14 protein-coding genes, 2 tRNA genes and 1 pseudogene are annotated in these 15584 nt (G+C 71.6%); 6 read left to right on the plus strand and 11 right to left on the minus strand.

Features of this window, described 5'->3' with window-relative positions; translation table 11 throughout:
• Window positions 1-215 precede the first annotated feature (215 nt).
• The 3 genes from Q8R60_06525 to Q8R60_06535 all read right to left on the minus strand — a co-directional run bounded on the left by Q8R60_06525 (window position 216) and on the right by Q8R60_06535 (window position 2751).
• On the minus strand, window positions 216-1043 hold the full coding sequence (locus tag Q8R60_06525) for a hypothetical protein (GenBank protein MDP3712125.1): 828 nt from the start codon (window positions 1041-1043) through the stop codon (window positions 216-218).
• A gap of 2 nt (window positions 1044-1045) precedes the next feature.
• On the minus strand, window positions 1046-1180 hold the full coding sequence (locus Q8R60_06530) for a hypothetical protein (protein MDP3712126.1): 135 nt from the start codon (window positions 1178-1180) through the stop codon (window positions 1046-1048).
• A 641-nt stretch (window positions 1181-1821) separates the two neighbouring features.
• Window positions 1822-2751, minus strand: a complete 930-nt coding sequence (locus Q8R60_06535; protein MDP3712127.1) for a sigma-70 family RNA polymerase sigma factor — start codon at window positions 2749-2751, stop codon at window positions 1822-1824.
• Between the two features lie 845 nt (window positions 2752-3596).
• On the opposite strand from Q8R60_06535, the gene istA reads away from it, so the two are divergent.
• From istA to Q8R60_06550, 3 genes are all read left to right on the plus strand, one after another.
• Window positions 3597-4988 carry an IS21 family transposase gene (istA, locus tag Q8R60_06540; protein ID MDP3712128.1) on the plus strand — a complete coding sequence of 464 codons (1392 nt, stop codon included), beginning with the start codon at window positions 3597-3599 and terminating at the stop codon, window positions 4986-4988.
• Between the two features lie 748 nt (window positions 4989-5736).
• The gene (locus tag Q8R60_06545) at window positions 5737-6354 is read left to right on the plus strand and encodes a helix-turn-helix transcriptional regulator (protein ID MDP3712129.1); all 618 of its coding nucleotides are present in this window, start codon (window positions 5737-5739) and stop codon (window positions 6352-6354) included.
• A 29-nt stretch (window positions 6355-6383) separates the two neighbouring features.
• Window positions 6384-6878, plus strand: a complete 495-nt coding sequence (locus Q8R60_06550; GenBank protein MDP3712130.1) for a hypothetical protein — start codon at window positions 6384-6386, stop codon at window positions 6876-6878.
• A gap of 132 nt (window positions 6879-7010) precedes the next feature.
• On the opposite strand, the pseudogene Q8R60_06555 reads toward Q8R60_06550, so the two are convergent.
• Window positions 7011-7874, minus strand: a pseudogene (locus tag Q8R60_06555) (transposase).
• A 184-nt stretch (window positions 7875-8058) separates the two neighbouring features.
• A tRNA-Arg gene (locus Q8R60_06560) sits at window positions 8059-8131 on the minus strand.
• Window positions 8132-8272: 141 nt separating this feature from the next.
• On the opposite strand from Q8R60_06560, the gene Q8R60_06565 reads away from it, so the two are divergent.
• Complete coding sequence (locus Q8R60_06565) at window positions 8273-8782, plus strand: response regulator (protein MDP3712131.1); 510 nt, start codon at window positions 8273-8275, stop codon at window positions 8780-8782.
• 91 nt (window positions 8783-8873) lie between these two features.
• On the opposite strand, the gene Q8R60_06570 is transcribed toward Q8R60_06565, so the two are convergent.
• From Q8R60_06570 to Q8R60_06580, 3 genes are all read right to left on the minus strand, one after another.
• Window positions 8874-8964, minus strand: a tRNA-Ser gene (locus tag Q8R60_06570).
• 15 nt (window positions 8965-8979) lie between these two features.
• Window positions 8980-9489 carry a GNAT family N-acetyltransferase gene (locus tag Q8R60_06575; protein MDP3712132.1) on the minus strand — a complete coding sequence of 170 codons (510 nt, stop codon included), beginning with the start codon at window positions 9487-9489 and terminating at the stop codon, window positions 8980-8982.
• Between the two features lie 34 nt (window positions 9490-9523).
• A complete protein-coding gene (locus Q8R60_06580) occupies window positions 9524-9799 on the minus strand; it encodes a hypothetical protein (GenBank protein ID MDP3712133.1) in 276 nt (91 codons plus the stop codon).
• A gap of 100 nt (window positions 9800-9899) precedes the next feature.
• Here Q8R60_06580 and selA point away from each other — a divergent pair, with 100 nt between their 5' ends.
• Both selA and Q8R60_06590 read left to right on the plus strand, forming a co-directional pair.
• A complete protein-coding gene (selA, locus tag Q8R60_06585) occupies window positions 9900-11189 on the plus strand; it encodes an L-seryl-tRNA(Sec) selenium transferase (protein MDP3712134.1) in 1290 nt (429 codons plus the stop codon).
• Window positions 11190-13226, plus strand: coding sequence for a SelB C-terminal domain-containing protein (locus Q8R60_06590; GenBank protein ID MDP3712135.1), 2037 nt, complete (start codon window positions 11190-11192; stop codon window positions 13224-13226). It abuts the gene before it with no gap.
• Here Q8R60_06590 and Q8R60_06595 read toward each other — a convergent pair.
• The 3 genes from Q8R60_06595 to Q8R60_06605 are packed head-to-tail and all read right to left on the minus strand — an operon-like array spanning window position 13189 to window position 15568.
• Complete coding sequence (locus tag Q8R60_06595; protein MDP3712136.1) at window positions 13189-14544, minus strand: hypothetical protein; 1356 nt, start codon at window positions 14542-14544, stop codon at window positions 13189-13191. The genes Q8R60_06590 and Q8R60_06595 overlap by 38 nt on opposite strands.
• Entirely contained in the window at window positions 14544-14996 is a 453-nt protein-coding gene (locus Q8R60_06600) for a hypothetical protein (protein MDP3712137.1), read from the minus strand. Before Q8R60_06600 ends, Q8R60_06595 begins: the two co-directional genes overlap by 1 nt.
• Window positions 14993-15568 carry a hypothetical protein gene (locus Q8R60_06605; GenBank protein MDP3712138.1) on the minus strand — a complete coding sequence of 192 codons (576 nt, stop codon included), beginning with the start codon at window positions 15566-15568 and terminating at the stop codon, window positions 14993-14995. Before Q8R60_06605 ends, Q8R60_06600 begins: the two co-directional genes overlap by 4 nt.
• Window positions 15569-15584: the final 16 nt, after the last annotated feature.

Raw genomic sequence — 15584 nt, forward strand, 5'->3', positions numbered from 1 at the left:
TGGTTCAACGGCACCCGCAAGCACCACACCCTGGGCTACCTGACCCCCATCCAGTACGAGCAGCAGAGTCCAACGTCAGCCACTCTGAAGGCCGTAGCCTGACGAGCGATCAACCCTGTCCGTCAAAGCGGGGCATCCTCATACTGCCGAGCCGCGACGGGGACAGGTCAATGCAGGGAGGTCCTGCAGACCTCGATCTGTTCTGGATCCGATGGCTACTCGTCGCCGAACCAGAAGAAGTCGGCGGCGGCAGCGTTGACGGTACCTACGTGGTGGCTCTCAACTCTGAACGTGCCCTCGCCTGGCGCGAAGTCCCAGACGCCGTATCCCTGCGATTGCCAGGAGGCCTGTGGGTTGATCGGGGTGCCGACACCCGCGCCGCTTCCGCCGTTGCACATGGGTAGGAACGGCTCGTCTCTGCGGCCGGTGTACGCGCACACGTAGGTCAGGGTGGTGGCGCGGAAGTCGCCCGCTTCGGCAAAAACAACCAGCGAGCGGGTATACGACTCCAACGATTGCGAGTCGAACAACGACACCTCTCCTGGAGCGCGCGGGCTCGAGTCCAGCGACTTCCGTGCGATTGCCCCGGAGTAGGGCGATCCACCCGAAAGGACTGTTCTTCCCTTCGGCGCGCCGGGCAGACGAAGGACGAGAGAGCCGCGCCCATCCGAGATCACAGCTAGTCGATACTTCCCGGGCTTCAGAGTCGTCGTGCTCACGGCTCCCCAGCCTTCATGCAGAAGATCTGTTCGCGCGATCATCACGAAGCCCGCCTGTGGCCTGCCCACCGGCGGAAGGATTGCGACCGCACGGATGCCCCCGAGTGCCTCGGCTTGTCCTACCGGAAGCGCAAACTCTCGGAAGCTGAGTGAGTTCTTCAACTCGATACTTCGCTCGGCACTGCCCGAGACGGACCAGCGGAGTTCCGACGTCAGCACCGCGCTGGTCGCCGCGAGCGACGACCCGGGAGTCTGCAGAAGTAGGAGGAGGACACCGAACAGTAAGCCCGAACGCAGCAGCCCGCCGTGCAGCGTCCTCCTCATTTCTACAGAGCCCGGCAGGTCGACCGGTTGTTGGGGTTGCCGGTCGACCCGTCGAGGAACGCAGCGTCCGGGACGGAACAGCCGAAGACAACGGCGACGGAGCGATTGACCGGGACGGTGACGACGGTCGTCGCCACGAGGCCCGGCAGGGTGATGCCGCCCCCGCCTAGGACCCCCTGACCGGGGGTGGCCGACGTCTGCAGAGTGCACGTGATGGACGTCGACACCGCAACGCCACTCGTCTGCGCGGTGGCGTGGACGTAGTACGTGTCGTTGGCGGCGTCGGTGCTGGCGCTCAGCAGAAACGCGCACGCCCCTGTAACTGTGCCGCCAGCTGAGTCCTCCGTGTGGAGCACCAGCGCGGGGCCGGAAGCTGCCGTCGCGGGCGAAGCCGTAAGCGCGATAGCGCCCAACGCTGACACCGTGAGAGCAAGCGCCCTCCGAGTTGCTGCACGCATGTCTGTCCTCTCCGCGTCCGGTAGACGCCGCTGAGTTTTGCCCGCCGTCGATCGTGGATCGCACGATCCGTCCGGCACATGGTGTACGTAGCGAGCACAGCCGTGGCAACAGTGATCCTCAGATGGGTGAGGGAACGCACGTCGTCCCGCCGGGAAGCTCGATGTCGGTTACGTACACCGCGGGGCGGATAACGCATCGCTCGGCGTCCTCGGCGTTGGCCAAAGCCGGGGTGACCAGGAGGGCGGCTAGCAGAAGGAGTCTCATGCAGACTCTTACGGAGCCGCACACCACCTGGCTACATCAGCAGACCCTCGACGTCTCAGCCAGCGCAGCCCTGGTAGCCGAGTGTGATCACCACACCCTGCTCGACGCAGCGAAAGACCGAATCATAGAAGGTCTCCTCTTCGCGGCGGCGTTCTGTGGTGACCGGGCCCCGGCTCCCCACAACTGGAGTTTCGATCTTGGGGACGAGGGCGAGCGAACGCTGCGGTGCGCCTTCTCCTTCGCTAGCCCGCGCGCCGGCGCGCTGTCCAGGCACCGTGGCCTTCTGAGCCGGCTGAGGGGCCTGTCTGATCGCCAGCGTGCTCGGCTCACTCTCAAGTTGTTGGCCTGCTGTGTAGGGCGGAGGCCGATCTGCGGTTCCCGGGTCCAAGGGTGTCGCGATGTGGGGGATGGTGAGTGCGGCGATCGCCGAAGCAAGGACAGTTGTGCCCGCTGCGCCTTCTCGAACGTGTCGCCGAGCCCAGACAAGCACGGCAGACGCGCTGGCAACGAGAGCGCGCATCGCCGCGGACGCGCGCGACCACGTCACAGACGTGTTCTTTGGACTCAGGCCGAGAGTTCGACCGGCCTCCTGCACCTCAAGGCCCTGTGCGACAAGTTGGGCCAGTTGCTGTTCGCGTGGCCGCAGCGCTGTGAGCCTGCGCATGAGCCAGCGGGCTTCGGCTTGATCAAGCACGGTGGCGAACGGATCTGCGTGCTCGACCAGAGTCCGGGATCCCACGAGGCGCTGCCGAGCCTCCCGGCTCTGTGTGCTGCGCAGGATGTCCAACGCCCGGTTGCGCACCATGCGCTTGAGCAACGGCTCGATGTCCTCCTGGGTGAAGGTCATGCTCATGGCGCGGAGCGAGACGTCCTGCACGCAGTCTTCTGCAGCGTGGTGATCCAGTCCGCGGCTCCTGGCGACCGCCGTCAGGACACCCCTATACCCGTCGATCAGACGCGCGAGCGACTCACTGTCCTCAAGCACCGAGCATCACCCCTCCGTTAGAGGTCCTCGCGCTGGGCCGCAGGACCTCCACTCGGACTGTTCGCCACGAGTTCGACAACTCCTGTTGTCCGGCGCAGGATCTTCGTATGATCCCGATCCGTGGAACCGTCGTCGCATCTGGATGACTCGATTTGGCCAGATCAATCTGAATCCACACACTGGTCTCTCGAGAGACGACAGGGTCTGCTGTCGGTCTGGCATCAGCTCAAGCGGGAGCAGGGCGTGGACGGCGCTCATCGACACGTCAATCATCACGCCGTCCAGCCGCGCCGAGCTCGCAGTTAAGGTCGCAGGCGTGATCGGGGCGCTGCCCCTGCCGGTCCCCAGCGGCCGGCTCATCACCGCGGCGGGGCAGGCTCTGACCCGCGGAGCGGCGCGGCGCTAGTCGCTGGGCGGATCGGCGAGCCTGACCGCCTGCAGTCCTGCAGCCCGTGCACGGAAAGCCATGCCGGTGTCCCGGGGCTTCCGCCGCGGACGTGACCGTGTAGCTCTCCTCGATGTCAACAAGGTCTGAGGTCGATGACCGTCGAGAAGAACGGCACGACCGCTTCGTCCACGACGTCGGGCTGAGCTCGTCGCGTAGAGACCGGCGCGCCCATTGTTGTCACCGCCCGTCGATGAGCAGCCGCCCGCACGCATCCCCGGCGAAGCTGAAGACTGTCCGTGGCCATGTGAAAGTCCCCGCTGGTGGCCACGAGAAGTCCCCACTGGTGGCCGGTAGAAGTCCCCACCTCGCGTCCGTCGTGTCTGCCCGGGAGTGAGGCCCTGAGCGGTGACGGTGGCGGTGTCTAGCCAGTCACCGATCACCGCCCAGGGGGACTCCCATGTTGTCAGCGAGGAAGCAGTTGGACGTCATCACGGCCTACCAGCGGGTGGGCAGCTATCGAGGCGCCGCGGAGATCTGCGGTGTCACGCACAAGACCGTCAAGCGGGTCATCGAGCGCGAGCGGGCGCAGGCCGTGCGGGTCGAACGCCGCCGGAACTTCGAGAGCGTCCGCGGGACGGTCGCTCATGAGCTGAAGGAGACCCACGGCAAGATCAGCGCGAAGCGGCTGCTGCCGATCGCCCGCGCTGCGGGCTATGAGGGGTCGGACCGCAACTTCCGGCGCCTGGTCGCGACCGAACGCGCCAAGTACCGGCAGGGACAAGCGATCGCGGCAGGTCGTCGGCCGGCGGTCTGGGCGCCCGGTGAGCACCTGGTCATCGACTGGGGTGTCCTCAACGGGCTACACGTGTTCTGCGCGGTGCTGGCCTACTCTCGGGTGCGGTTCGTCAGGTTCGCCACCGACGAGAAGGCCAGCACGACCCTGGCTTTGCTCGCGGAGTGCTTCGAGACCCTCGGCGGGGTCCCGAAGGTCGTGCTCGCCGACCGGATGGGCTGCCTGAAGGGTGGGGTCGTCGCCAACGTCGTCATCCCGTCACCGGACTACATCCGCTTCGCGGCTCACTACCGGTTCCGGCCGGACTTCTGCGAGGCCCAGGACCCGCAGAGCAAGGGCATCGTCGAGGCGCTGGTGAACTACTCCAAGAGCGACCTGATGGTCCCGCTCGGTGTCGTGGCACGCCGCTTCGCCGACGCCACCGACGTCACCGAGGCCAACACCGCCGCGAAGGCGTGGTGCGCGGAGGTCAACAGCGCAGTGCACTCCGAGATCTGCGCAGTCCCACTCGAGCGGCTCACCGAGGTCGAGCTGCCGCTGCTCGCGGCGTTGCCGTCGCTGAGGCCCACGATCGGGCGCCGGGAACTACGCAAGGTCGACAAGCTGAGCTGCATCCGGATCGGTTCAGCGCGCTACTCCGTGCCGAACCGGATGCTCGGCAACAAGGTCGAGGTCGTCGCAGCGAACGACCGGGTCACGATCGTCGCGCCCGGCACCGGGGAGGTCCTCGCCGAGCACGTCCTCGTCGCACCAGGCGAAGTCAGCATCAACGACGACCACTACGGCAAGCCGCGGCCGACCTCACCAGCACGGAAGGTCAAGGGTCGCAGCGCCGCGGAGAAGACCTTCCTCGCCCTCGGTGACGTCGCGGAACAGTGGCTGCGCAGCGCCGCCGCATCAGGCAACACCCGACTCGCAGTGCCCGGACGATGTCGAGCGGGATGTCGCGGCGCGGCTCGGGCTGCCCGGGTCCGCGCATCCCGGCCAGCGGTTGGCTGGCGAGCAGCCGCTGCTGGTGCGCCCAGCCGAACGCGGAGCGCAGCGTTCGGACGTTGAGGCTGATGGTCGTGGTCGGCACTCCAGCTTTCGCCCAGGCGTGCATCGCGGCCCGCAGCACAGGTGGGGTGACGGCCGCGGGGGCGCGTCTGAGCAGCGGGTCGTCGCCGAGCCGGCGGCGGGTGGTGCGGTAACCGCGCCAGGTCCCGGGCTTCCAGTCGTGCTCGTCGGCCAGCCACCGGTCGAGCAGCTCGGCGACGTTGCGCACCGGGGTCTGTTGTTCCGAGCGCAGCGCAGCGGCCTGACCGGCCAGCTCCTCCTGGCGCTGCCGGGCGGCGGCGAGGTCACCGTGCACTGTGACCGACCGGGAGATGCTCCGGCCGCTGACCGCGTCAACGCCGACGCTGACCCGTACCTCCCACCGGCCGGGGTGCCGCTGGCGCAACGAGCCGTGTCCTCGTGATCCCATCGTGGTGGTCTGCCCGCTGATGGGACAGACGATGGGACGAACCAGCAGACGGATCTCCGCTGAGGGGGCGCCGTACCGGCTGACCTGCACGTTTAGGTGTGCGCCCGAAGGGATTCGAACCCCTAACCTCTTGATCCGTACGGGTCTGGACACTGCAGTCTAGGCCGGTCCTGAGTGCCGTGCGTACGGCGCGACGATGCCCTCGGACGGTCTGGAGCGGTACAGCGATGCGGAGAGTGTGAACAATCCGGTAACAGCCGCGCGCCGCCGACCGCCTCGCGCCGGGGACCGCTGGTCGCTGAGCTTGCAAGTCATCTTGTACGCGGATACGCTTACAACATGGAGGACGCCGGGACGCTGCTGCGCGAGGCTCGCACCAGCGCGGCGTTGTCCATCCGAGCGCTCGCCGCGGGCGCGGGGGTTGCCCCGTCCACCGTCGCACGGATCGAGCAGGGGACGCTGGATCCTTCCTTCAGCACACTGACTCGGCTCCTCGAATGCACTGGGTACCGCCTTCAGCGCAAGCGCCTCGGCAGTTCCGCGGACGACCCACCTCCGCGCCTCGCTGACCTCGCGCGGGCCTGGCGCGGGACAACCGTTTCCGGCGAGCCCGATTGGACGGCGCTGCGCGCGAGCCTGGACCTGCTGCTCCAGCACCCTGAGCACATCCCAGCCGCCATCAAGGACGCGCCGCGGCACTCACGCTCACCCGTCCTGCGCGCGCTGCTCGCCGGCCTCGCCGAGCGCCTCGCAGCGAGCGCGGACCTGCCCGCCCCGGCGTGGGCCCGTCAGACCCGCCCGCTGCCCGACGAGTGGGCACCCGAAGGAACGCCGCGCATGCTCCAGGCCTGGCGAGCAGCGACCCTGCCTGAGCTGCGTGCCCGCAACATCACCATCGACGAGCACAGTCTCTTCCGCAACGGCGCTCCCGCCGCGGGCGCTCTGGCTGCTGCATGACGCAACCAGGCCCAAAGCTGCTGGACCGCATGACGATCCTCGCCTATCTGCGTGAGCTGTCCGCAGCCCTACCCCCAGGCAAGCAGCACCGCATCGTGATGGTCGGCGGCGCCTTCCTGGCCCTGCATTCCCTGCGGGGAGCTACCCGCGATGTCGACAGCATCACGAGGCTCGACGCCGACCTCCGCGCCAGCGCAGCCGAGGTCGCCGCGCGTCACGACCTCGAGCCTCACTGGCTGAACGACAACGCCGCGATGTTCGCGCCGCAGGGGCTGCACGAGGACATGTGCTCACCCCTCATCGACAGCCCCCGCCTGCTCGTGCTCGAACCTCCCGCTCGCTACGTCTTTGCGATGAAGCTCTTCTCCATGCGTGCCGCAGACACCGCAGACCTGCTGCCACTCTGGCCCCTGACCGGGTTCGAGGCCGCCGAGGAAGCCGTTGCCTTCATGGAGGGCTGCTACCCGCACCAGGAGCCCGATCCCCATCTGGCCGACTACCTACGCACGCACGTCGTCCGTTAGCCATCCCGACGACCGCACGTCCCGAACCGCTCCGCCGAAGGCGGCAGCCACACGTCGCTTGCTGGGCCCGGAAACAGTTCGCGGACAGACGCGGCCGACGTCACGAACTCGCACCCGCTCTGACGCGAAGATTCACCCAGCCACGGTGGTTGCAGCTGGGCCCAGGGTGACGGTGTAGCCGAGTTTGCGGAGCTGTTCGAGGGCGCGTTGCTTGGCCTTGTCGGGGTGCCTGCGGGTGTAGAAGTCACCGCCGGGTTCCCGGTAGACCTCGCCGGTCGTGAGCATGTTCCAGATCGCGATGAGGATGGCGTGCTCGATCGCGACGATGGCCTTGACCGGTCCGCGGCGTGACGCGATCCGGCGGTACTTCGCGCTGAGGTAGGTGTCCTTGCTGCGGGCCGATGACATGGCCGCGATCCCCAGCGCCCCCTTCAGGTAGGGGTTGCCCGGTCGGGTGTGGGTGGACTTCACCTTCCCCGCGGACTCGTTGCTGCCGGGGCAGGTTCCGGCCCACGACGCCAGATGCGCTGCGGTGGGGAACTGGGTCATGTCCGCGCCGGTCTCAGCGATGATGACGTCGGCGACGCCGATGCTTGTCCCGGGGATGGTCGCGATGAGTTCTCGCACGACACGAAAGGGCTCGATCACCACCTCGATCCGGCCGGTGAGCTCGTCCACTGCGGCGGTGTGCTGATCGATCAAGGTTAGGTGCAGCCGCGCGAGGAACGCATGGTGGTCGTTGAACCGACCGGTCAGCGCCTCGGTCAACTCCGGGATCTTCGACCGCAACCGACGCTTGGCGAGCTCAGCCAACGACGCCGGGTCCCGTTGCCCGTCGATGAGCGCGTCGAGCATCAGCCGTCCGGACACCCCGGTGATGTCGCTGGCCACCGCGGACAGTTTGATCCCAGCGTCTTCCAGGACCCGCTCCAGACGCTGGATCTCGCGGGCACGTTCCCGCACCAGGCTCGTGCGGGTCCGGGTCAGGTCCCGCACTGCCTGCTGACCGAACCGGCCATCCGAACCCCTCCTGTCCGCACGGGACGGGAGGCGCAGCATGCGTGCGACCGGGAGCAGGTTCGCCACGTCGGTCACAGAGTTCTGTGACCACGGTGTGACCACGAGGGCCAGGCCGCTCGGTCCCTGGAGGGCTACACCCCCGCTGACCTGCGGTTTTGGGTGCGCCCGAAGGGATTCGAACCCCTAACCTCTTGATCCGTAGTCAAGTGCTCTATCCGTTGAGCTACGGGCGCGTGTGCCCCGGGAGGCACGAAGGAAGAGCATAGCGGGTGCGCGCAGCGCCGCCGAACGGCTGACGCGTGCGCACGCACCGCGGTCGTCGTAGCCTCTGGTCCGACGTCACTCCTGACCTGCTTCGACCACAGAGGTGAGCCGTGCTGCACGACCCCCTTCCCCCTGTCCGTGAGGCGCTGCGCGCTGCGGGGCTCGAGACCTGGCAGAGGCTGCGCGACACCGGGCTGGCTGTGCCGGTGAGCAGCCGCGAGCAGCAGATGGACCAGGCGCGGCGCCGACAGGTGGCCGCGCGGGTGGACGCGGCGGTGCGCGAGCGGGTAGCCGCCGACGCGGCGCTGTCGGCGGTCCTCGTGCACCGTCGCCCTTGGACCCGCGACAAGGTCGCCGCGCTGCTCGCGGCCTGCGGCGTCGACGTCGTAGCCGCCCTCGAAGACGGCGCCGAGGGCCTCGGGGCCGTGGTGGTCGAGCAGCCCGACCTGGTGCTCGTCGAGGACGCCCTGCCGTCGCTCGGCGGGCTCGAGCTCGTCGCGACGATCCGCCAGGTGGCGCCCGTCACCCGCATCGGCGTGCAGGCCGCCGACGAGGGGGCGCGCGACGCGCTGCTGGAGGCCGGGGCGGCTGCGGCCTGGACCCGCACGGCCACGCCCTAGGAGATCGCCGACGGCCTGCGGCGGCTGCTCACGCTGTAGCCCTGCACGAGCACGGGCCCCCGTCGTGGACGGGGGCCCGTGTCTTCCAGGGCGGAGGCTCGGGGATTTGAACCCCGGATGGGCTTTAAGGCCCAAACCTCATTAGCAGTGAGGCGCCATAGACCGGACTAGGCGAAGCCTCCCTGGCGACGGCAAGGCTACAACGCCAGCGCGTGCACCTCCTCGAGACCGTCGATCTCGTCGATCTGCTCGCCAACGTGGGTGAAGCCGAGCCGGGCGAGGACGGCCCGCGAGGCGTCGTTGGCGGGGGAGAACGACCCCAGGCACCGGCGTACGCCGAGCTCGCGGCCCATCCCGAGCAGTGCCGTCGCGGCCTCCACCGCGATCCCCCGGCGGCGGTGGGCGGGCGCGACGGAGTAGCCGATCTCGACGGTGCCGTCGACCGGCGGGGCGTGGAAGCCGATCCGCCCGACGACCGCACCGGTGGCGCGCTCGACCACGGCGCGCAGCAGCCACGGCAGCTCCGTCGGGTCGGCGCGCAGCTGGTCGCGGCGCAGCCGCAGGACGTGGCCGTCCTCGGCGAAGGTCGCCTCGTCGATCGGCAATCCCGTCAGCGATCGCGCCCGCTCGAGGTCGCCCGCGAGCAGGGCCTCGATCACGGGCAGCTCGAGCGGGACCAGGTCGAGGCGGGCGGAGCGCAGGATCACAGACGCATCCTCGTCGTACGCCCTGGTCCGCGGGTCAGGCGCCGGGCGTGGCGCGCAATACGTCGTCGTAGCGGAGGTCCTCGACGACGTCCGCGGGCGGTGTCCACCCGAGGTCCATCAGCGCACGGTAGAGGCGGGCCCGCGTCGCGAGGACCTCCTCCGCGGCGCTGAGCGTGCGGTCGAGCAGCTCGCGGTCACCGGGTTGGTCGCGCAGCCTGGCCGCCACGCCGTCGCTGCGGATCACGGCGGCGTGGTGGGCGTCGAAGGCCGTGAGCAGCGGCTCGTGGCGTCCCCATCCTGGGTACATCACCGTGTCTCCTCCGGTCCCTCCCCCACGTCCAGCATCGGCGGGCGCGAGCCGGATCCGCAGGACCGTCGGGGTGACATGTCCCTGGCCGTACCTTTGCCCCGTGAGCGACCGGCCCGCGAGCGACCCGCGGCGTGACGTGCCCCGCACCGACGCGCTGCTCGCCGACCCGCGCCTGCAGGCCGCCGTCCCCGTCGTCGGAGCCGGCCTCGTCCGGGCCGCCGTCCAGGCCGCGCAGGAGCTGGTCCGCAGCGGGTCGCTGCCCGCGGTCGCCGCTGCCGACGCGGCCGTCGCCGCCCTGCCCGCCACGCCGACCACGACCCGGCCGGTCCTCAACGCGACCGGCGTCGTCGTGCACACCAACCTCGGCCGCGCTCCGCTGTCGCCCGCCGCGGTCGCCGCGGTCGGGCTCGCCGCGGGCTACAGCGACCTCGAGTACGACGTGACGACCGGCTCCCGCGGGCGTCGCGGCAGGGGCACCGTCGCGGCCCTGCTGGCCGCGGTCCCCGACGCCGAGGACGCGCTCGTCGTCAACAACGGCGCGGCGGCGCTGGTCCTCGCGACGACCGCGCTGGCCGCCCGGCGTGAGGTCGTGGTGTCGCGCGGCGAGCTCGTCGAGATCGGTGACGGGTTCCGGCTGCACGAGCTGATCGCCTCGACCGGTGCGGTGCTGCGCGAGGTCGGGACGACCAACCGCACGGCGCTGTGCGACTACGCCGGGGCGCTCGGCGACGCCACCGGCTGCGTGCTGAAGGTGCACCCGTCGAACTTCACCGTCGAGGGGTTCACGTCGTCGGTCGGGGTCGCGGAGCTCGCCGGGCTCGGCGTCCCGGTCGTCGTCGACGTCGGCAGCGGGCTGCTGGCCGCCGACCCGCTGCTGCCAGCCGAGCCCGACGTCGCCTCGGCCCTGCGAGCCGGCGCGGCGGTGGTCACGTGCAGCGCCGACAAGCTGCTCGGCGGGCCGCAAGCCGGGCTGCTGCTCGGCCGCGCCGACGTCGTCGAGCGGCTGCGCCGCCATCCGCTCGCCCGTGCCCTGCGGGTCGACAAGCTCACCCTCGCCGCGCTCGAGGCCACCCTGCGCGGACCGGTCCCGCCGGTGGTCGCGTCGCTGCGAACGTCGCGGGAGGAGCTGCACCGGCGGTGCGTCGTGCTGGCCGAGGTCGTCGGCGGGCTGGTCGTCGAGCACGACGGCGCGGTCGGCGGGGGCGGGGCTCCCGGGGTGCCGTTGCCCGGCTGGGCCGTCGCGCTGCCGGCCGCGCTCGCCGGGCCGCTGCGGCTCGGGGACCCCTGCGTCGTCGGCCGGGTCTCCCACGACCGGCTGCTGCTGGACCTGCGCTGCGTGCCGGAGTCCGACGACGTGCGGCTGCGCGACGCGGTCCTCGCGGTGCTGTAGGTGACCCCTGCCTGTGCTGCCGGATCCGCCGGATCCGCGATCGCCGGTGGCGTGGTGGCCACGGCCGGGCACGTCGACCACGGGAAGTCGACGCTCGTGCGGGCGCTGACCGGCACCGACCCGGACCGGCTCGCCGAGGCGCGGCGCCGCGGGATGACGCTCGACCTCGGCTACGCGACCTGCGCGCTGCCGAGCGGTCGGACGCTCTCGCTCGTCGACGTGCCCGGCCACGAGCGCTACGTCGGCAACGCCCTGTGCGGCCTCGCCCCCGTGCGCGCGGTGCTGCTCGTCGTCGCGGCCGACGCCGGCTGGCAGCGGCAGACCTCCGAGCACGTGGACGCGGTCGACGCGCTGGGCATCGGGCACGTCGTGCTGACCGTGACCCGCAGCGACCTCGCCGACCCGGCGCCCGTCCTCGCGGATGCGCTGGCCCGCCTGGCCGGGCTCGCCACCGCGCAGTGCGTGGAGGCCGTCACGACTCCGGGGGTCGACGACCTGGCCGCAGCGCTCGACCGCTGCCTCGACCGGCTGCCTGTGCCGGACCCCGACGCCGACGTGCGGCTCTGGCTCGACCGCTCCTTCGACGTGAGGGGGCGCGGCCGGGTCGTCACCGGCACCCTCGAGGCGGGGACGCTGCGGGTCGGAGACCGGCTCGTGACGGCCGCCGGCGAGGCCGTGCGGGTCCGCGGGCTCCAGGTGCACGGCGCCGACGCGGAGGTCGTCAGCGGTCCGGCCCGCGTGGCGGTCGCGGTGGCAGTGCCGGGCAGGGCCGCGACTGCGGGCGCGGGGCGGTCAGGTGCGGCGCTACATCGCGGGGACGCGCTGCTCGGCGCCGACCGGTGGCACCGCACGGACGTCGTCGACGTACGCCTCAGCGCCCCTCTGCCCGCGCGGCCCGCTCAGCTCGTGCTGCACGTCGGCACCGCCGCGGTGCCGGTGCGGGTACGCCCGCTCGGCCCGGACCACGCGCGGCTGACGCTGCCGGCACCGCTGCCACTGCGGGTCGGCGACCGCGCGGTCCTGCGCGACCCTGGGGCGCACCGGGTGCTGTGCGGTGCCGTCGTCGTCGACGTCGCCCCGCTGCCGCTGACCCGCCGCGGTGCGGCCGCGGCCCGGGCGCACGACCTCGCGGTGTCCGACCCGCTCGCCCTCGCGCTCGCCCGCGGCCCCCAGCGCCTCACCACCCTCACCGCCCAGGGCCTCGCCCTCCCCGCGGACCCGCCCGTCCCTGTGTCCACCCCGCTCGCCGCTGCCACCGACCGTCCCGCACAGCCACGTCTCGGGTCATTGTGGTCGTCAGAGCGACCCCTCACGACCGAGACGGCCACTGACCGCCGCGACCGGGCGCGACTCGGTTCGGGCTCCGCACCAGAACGCCCAGGATCGACCGAGACCGCACCGGCAACCCCACCGACAACCCCACCGACAGCCGACGCGGACCCGGTCGTGCGGGTCGGCGACTGGGTCACCACCGACGACCACCTGCACGCGCTCGGCGACCAGCTGAAGACCGCGCTCGGTGACCTGCCGCCCACCGCACCGGGCCTCGCCACCACCGCCGCAGCCGCCCGCCTCGGGATCACCCCCGAGCTGCTGCCCGCCGTCGCCGAGCGCGCCGGCGCGACCACGCGGCCCGGCCTCGTCGTCAACCCGCGGCACTCCTTCGGCCCCGCGGACGCCGCCGTCCGCGCCCTCGCGCACCACCTCGCCTCCGACCCGCTCGGCGCCCCGGACCGCGGCGAGCTCCGGCAGCGAGGCCTCGACGCGAAGGCCCTCGCGACCGCCCACGCCCACGGGATCCTGCTCCGCCTGGCCCCCGACGTCGTCGTCCACCCGACCGCGCCCGAGCGGGCGGTGCGGGTGCTGGCCGGCGTACCGCAGCCCTTCTCCCCCGGCGAGGCCGCGCGGGCGCTGGGAGCGAGCCGGCGCGTCGTCGTACCCCTGCTGGAGCACCTCGACGCGACCGGGTGGACGACCCGCGAAGGGTCGCTGCGTCAGGTCAGGTCGCCGGCAGCAGCGACGGGGGTTCGACGATGACGGTGTCGAGCCGCGCGAGGTAGGTCAGGCGGCCGTTCTGGAACCGCACGGTGCGGCTGCCCTTGTCGGCGATCGAGGCGTAGGGCGCGTTGCGCGGCTCGTCCTCGTCGACCTCGGGGTAGCCGAGGACACCGCCCTCCGCGTCGAGCTCGGCGTAGCGGGCCGCGATCTGCGCGCCCATCCAGTGGGCGCCGGTATCGGCCGACCACGAGATGCGGCCGCGCTCGAAGCGCTGCGCGGTGCCGCCGCCGGCTGCGGGGTTCTCGCTGGTGACGGGGTATCCGAGGAGACCGCCCTCGTAGCGCGCGCGGGCGTAGGCGTCGCGGCGCACACCGGTCGTCTCCCAGGCGCCGGTCGCGGCGGTCCAGGAGATGCGCCCGCCCTGGAAGACCTGGGCCTTGCCGCTCGCCGGGGCCGCGACCTCGGCGGCCGTCGGGTAGCGCAGCGCACCCGCCTCGGCACCCACGGCCTCGTAGCGCTTGGCGATCGCGCCGATCACGACCTGCACGCCGGTCGCGGCGCTCTGGTTGATGCGGCCGTTCTGGTAGCGCTGGGCGCGACCGCCCGCGACAGCGAGCTCGGCGTAGACGGTGCCGCCGAGCACCGAGCCGTTCTCGCCCAGGGCGGTGTAGCGCGCGGTGATCGGCGTCCACTTCTGCGGCAGCGCGTCACTGTTGTGGTCGCGGGTGCGGTTGTCGGTCGCCGGCGCGGTCGAGCAGGCCTCGAACTTCCACGGCGGCGTGCACGACACGACCCGGCACTGCACACCCCCGACCTGGCGGACCTGGGTGTTGCACTGGCCGTAGCGGAAGCCGTTGCAGCACACCTTGCGCTGGTCGCACGACGACGTCGGGCCGCAGGTGCAGCCGCAGGACCAGCACGCGGTCGAGCAGATGCCGGCCCGCGAGCCGGGCGAGGTGCACTTCGAGCAGGTGGCGTTGCAGTCGATGATGTAGCGGGCCTTGCCGCCGCACAGCGACGCGCCGTCGGCCTTCCACCAGCCGGCCGCGATCGAGCCGGGCGGGCAGGCGTTGGCGCCCTTGTTGATGGTGGCGCAGAAGACCGTCCACCCCGAGCCGCACGACGTGCCCGGGCCGCACACCGCGGCGTAGGCGGTGCCAGGCTTGAGGACGTAGCCGACCGGGTCGACCGCCATCGCACTGCCGACGACGCCGGCGCGGACGAGGAAGCCACGACGAGAGGTACGAAGGGCGAGCAGGCCGCTCAGCCGGTCGACGACTCGCTGGGACAGCGTGGCGGCGGACAGCGTCGAGGCGCGGGTCTCGAGGGAGGCCAACGCTTCCGTGGTGGTCGTCATCAGAGCTTCCCGATCGTCGTGCCGTCGAGCAGCGCCTGCAGCCGGACCGCCCCGGGCGCGCGCCGCCCGTGGCTGCCGAGGACGACGTGCAGGGTGAAGGCGCGGCCGGCCGCGGAGAAGAACCACTGCGCGCCGGAGCGGCCCTTGATGGTGCGCTGCATGACGCCGGTGCTGAAGTCCGCGGGGCGCACCGTCGGCAGGCCCTTCGCCGCGAACAGCGCGGTCTTCGCGTCCTCCGGGTCGTACTCGAACAGCGACACGAAGACGTCGTCGGCCCGCAGCAGGTCGACCACGCCGGAGCCGAAGTCCCCGCGGGTGCTGGGGATCGGGATGGTCGCGGCGTGCAGCAGCAGGTTGCCGCGACGGCCGGGGCGCGACGGCGGCTGGGTCTTCGCGCGGGCCTCCCAGCCGGGCGGCAGGTCCATCGTCAGACCCGGGACGGCGAGCCTCACAGCGCCACCGCCCCGAGGACGGCCGCGGCGGCGACCAGGCTGGCGACCGACGCCGTGCGCGCGGCCGACAGCCGGCGCTCGAGCCAGGCCGCGAGCGCCCGCAGCGCGTCGGGGGTGTCGACGCCACGGGCCGCGATCGCGGGCAGGGCGCGGGTCAGCGCGAAGGCGGTCATCACGGCCGCGCCCGCCAGTGGAGTCGCGGTGAGCAGGGCGACCGCGAGGGCGGCGTAGGTCAGCGCGCTCGTGACGATGGTCGTGACGGCCGCGCCGAGCTGGAAGCCGAAGCCCGCGCCGTAGACCCAGCCGCGATAGTGGGTCAGCCAGTCCTCGTCGACCTGGCGACGGTACGACGGGACACGGCCGGTCGCGTCGGCGACGGCCGCGACGAGGCAGACCGCGGCCGCGACGACCAGGGCGGTGCGGGTGGGCAGGGCCAGCAGCGAGCCGAGCGCGCCGAGCAGCGCGCCGACGAGGGCTCCGCCCAGGACGGAGCCCACCGCGTAGGCCGTCATGGTGACGGCGTAGCGGTTGCCGCGGCCCCGCTCACCGAGCGGGGTGATGCTGGTCAGCATCGACTCACCTCAAGGG

The sequence above is a fragment of the Mycobacteriales bacterium genome, from assembly GCA_030697205.1.
Lineage (GTDB): Bacteria > Actinomycetota > Actinomycetes > Mycobacteriales > SCTD01 > JAUYQP01.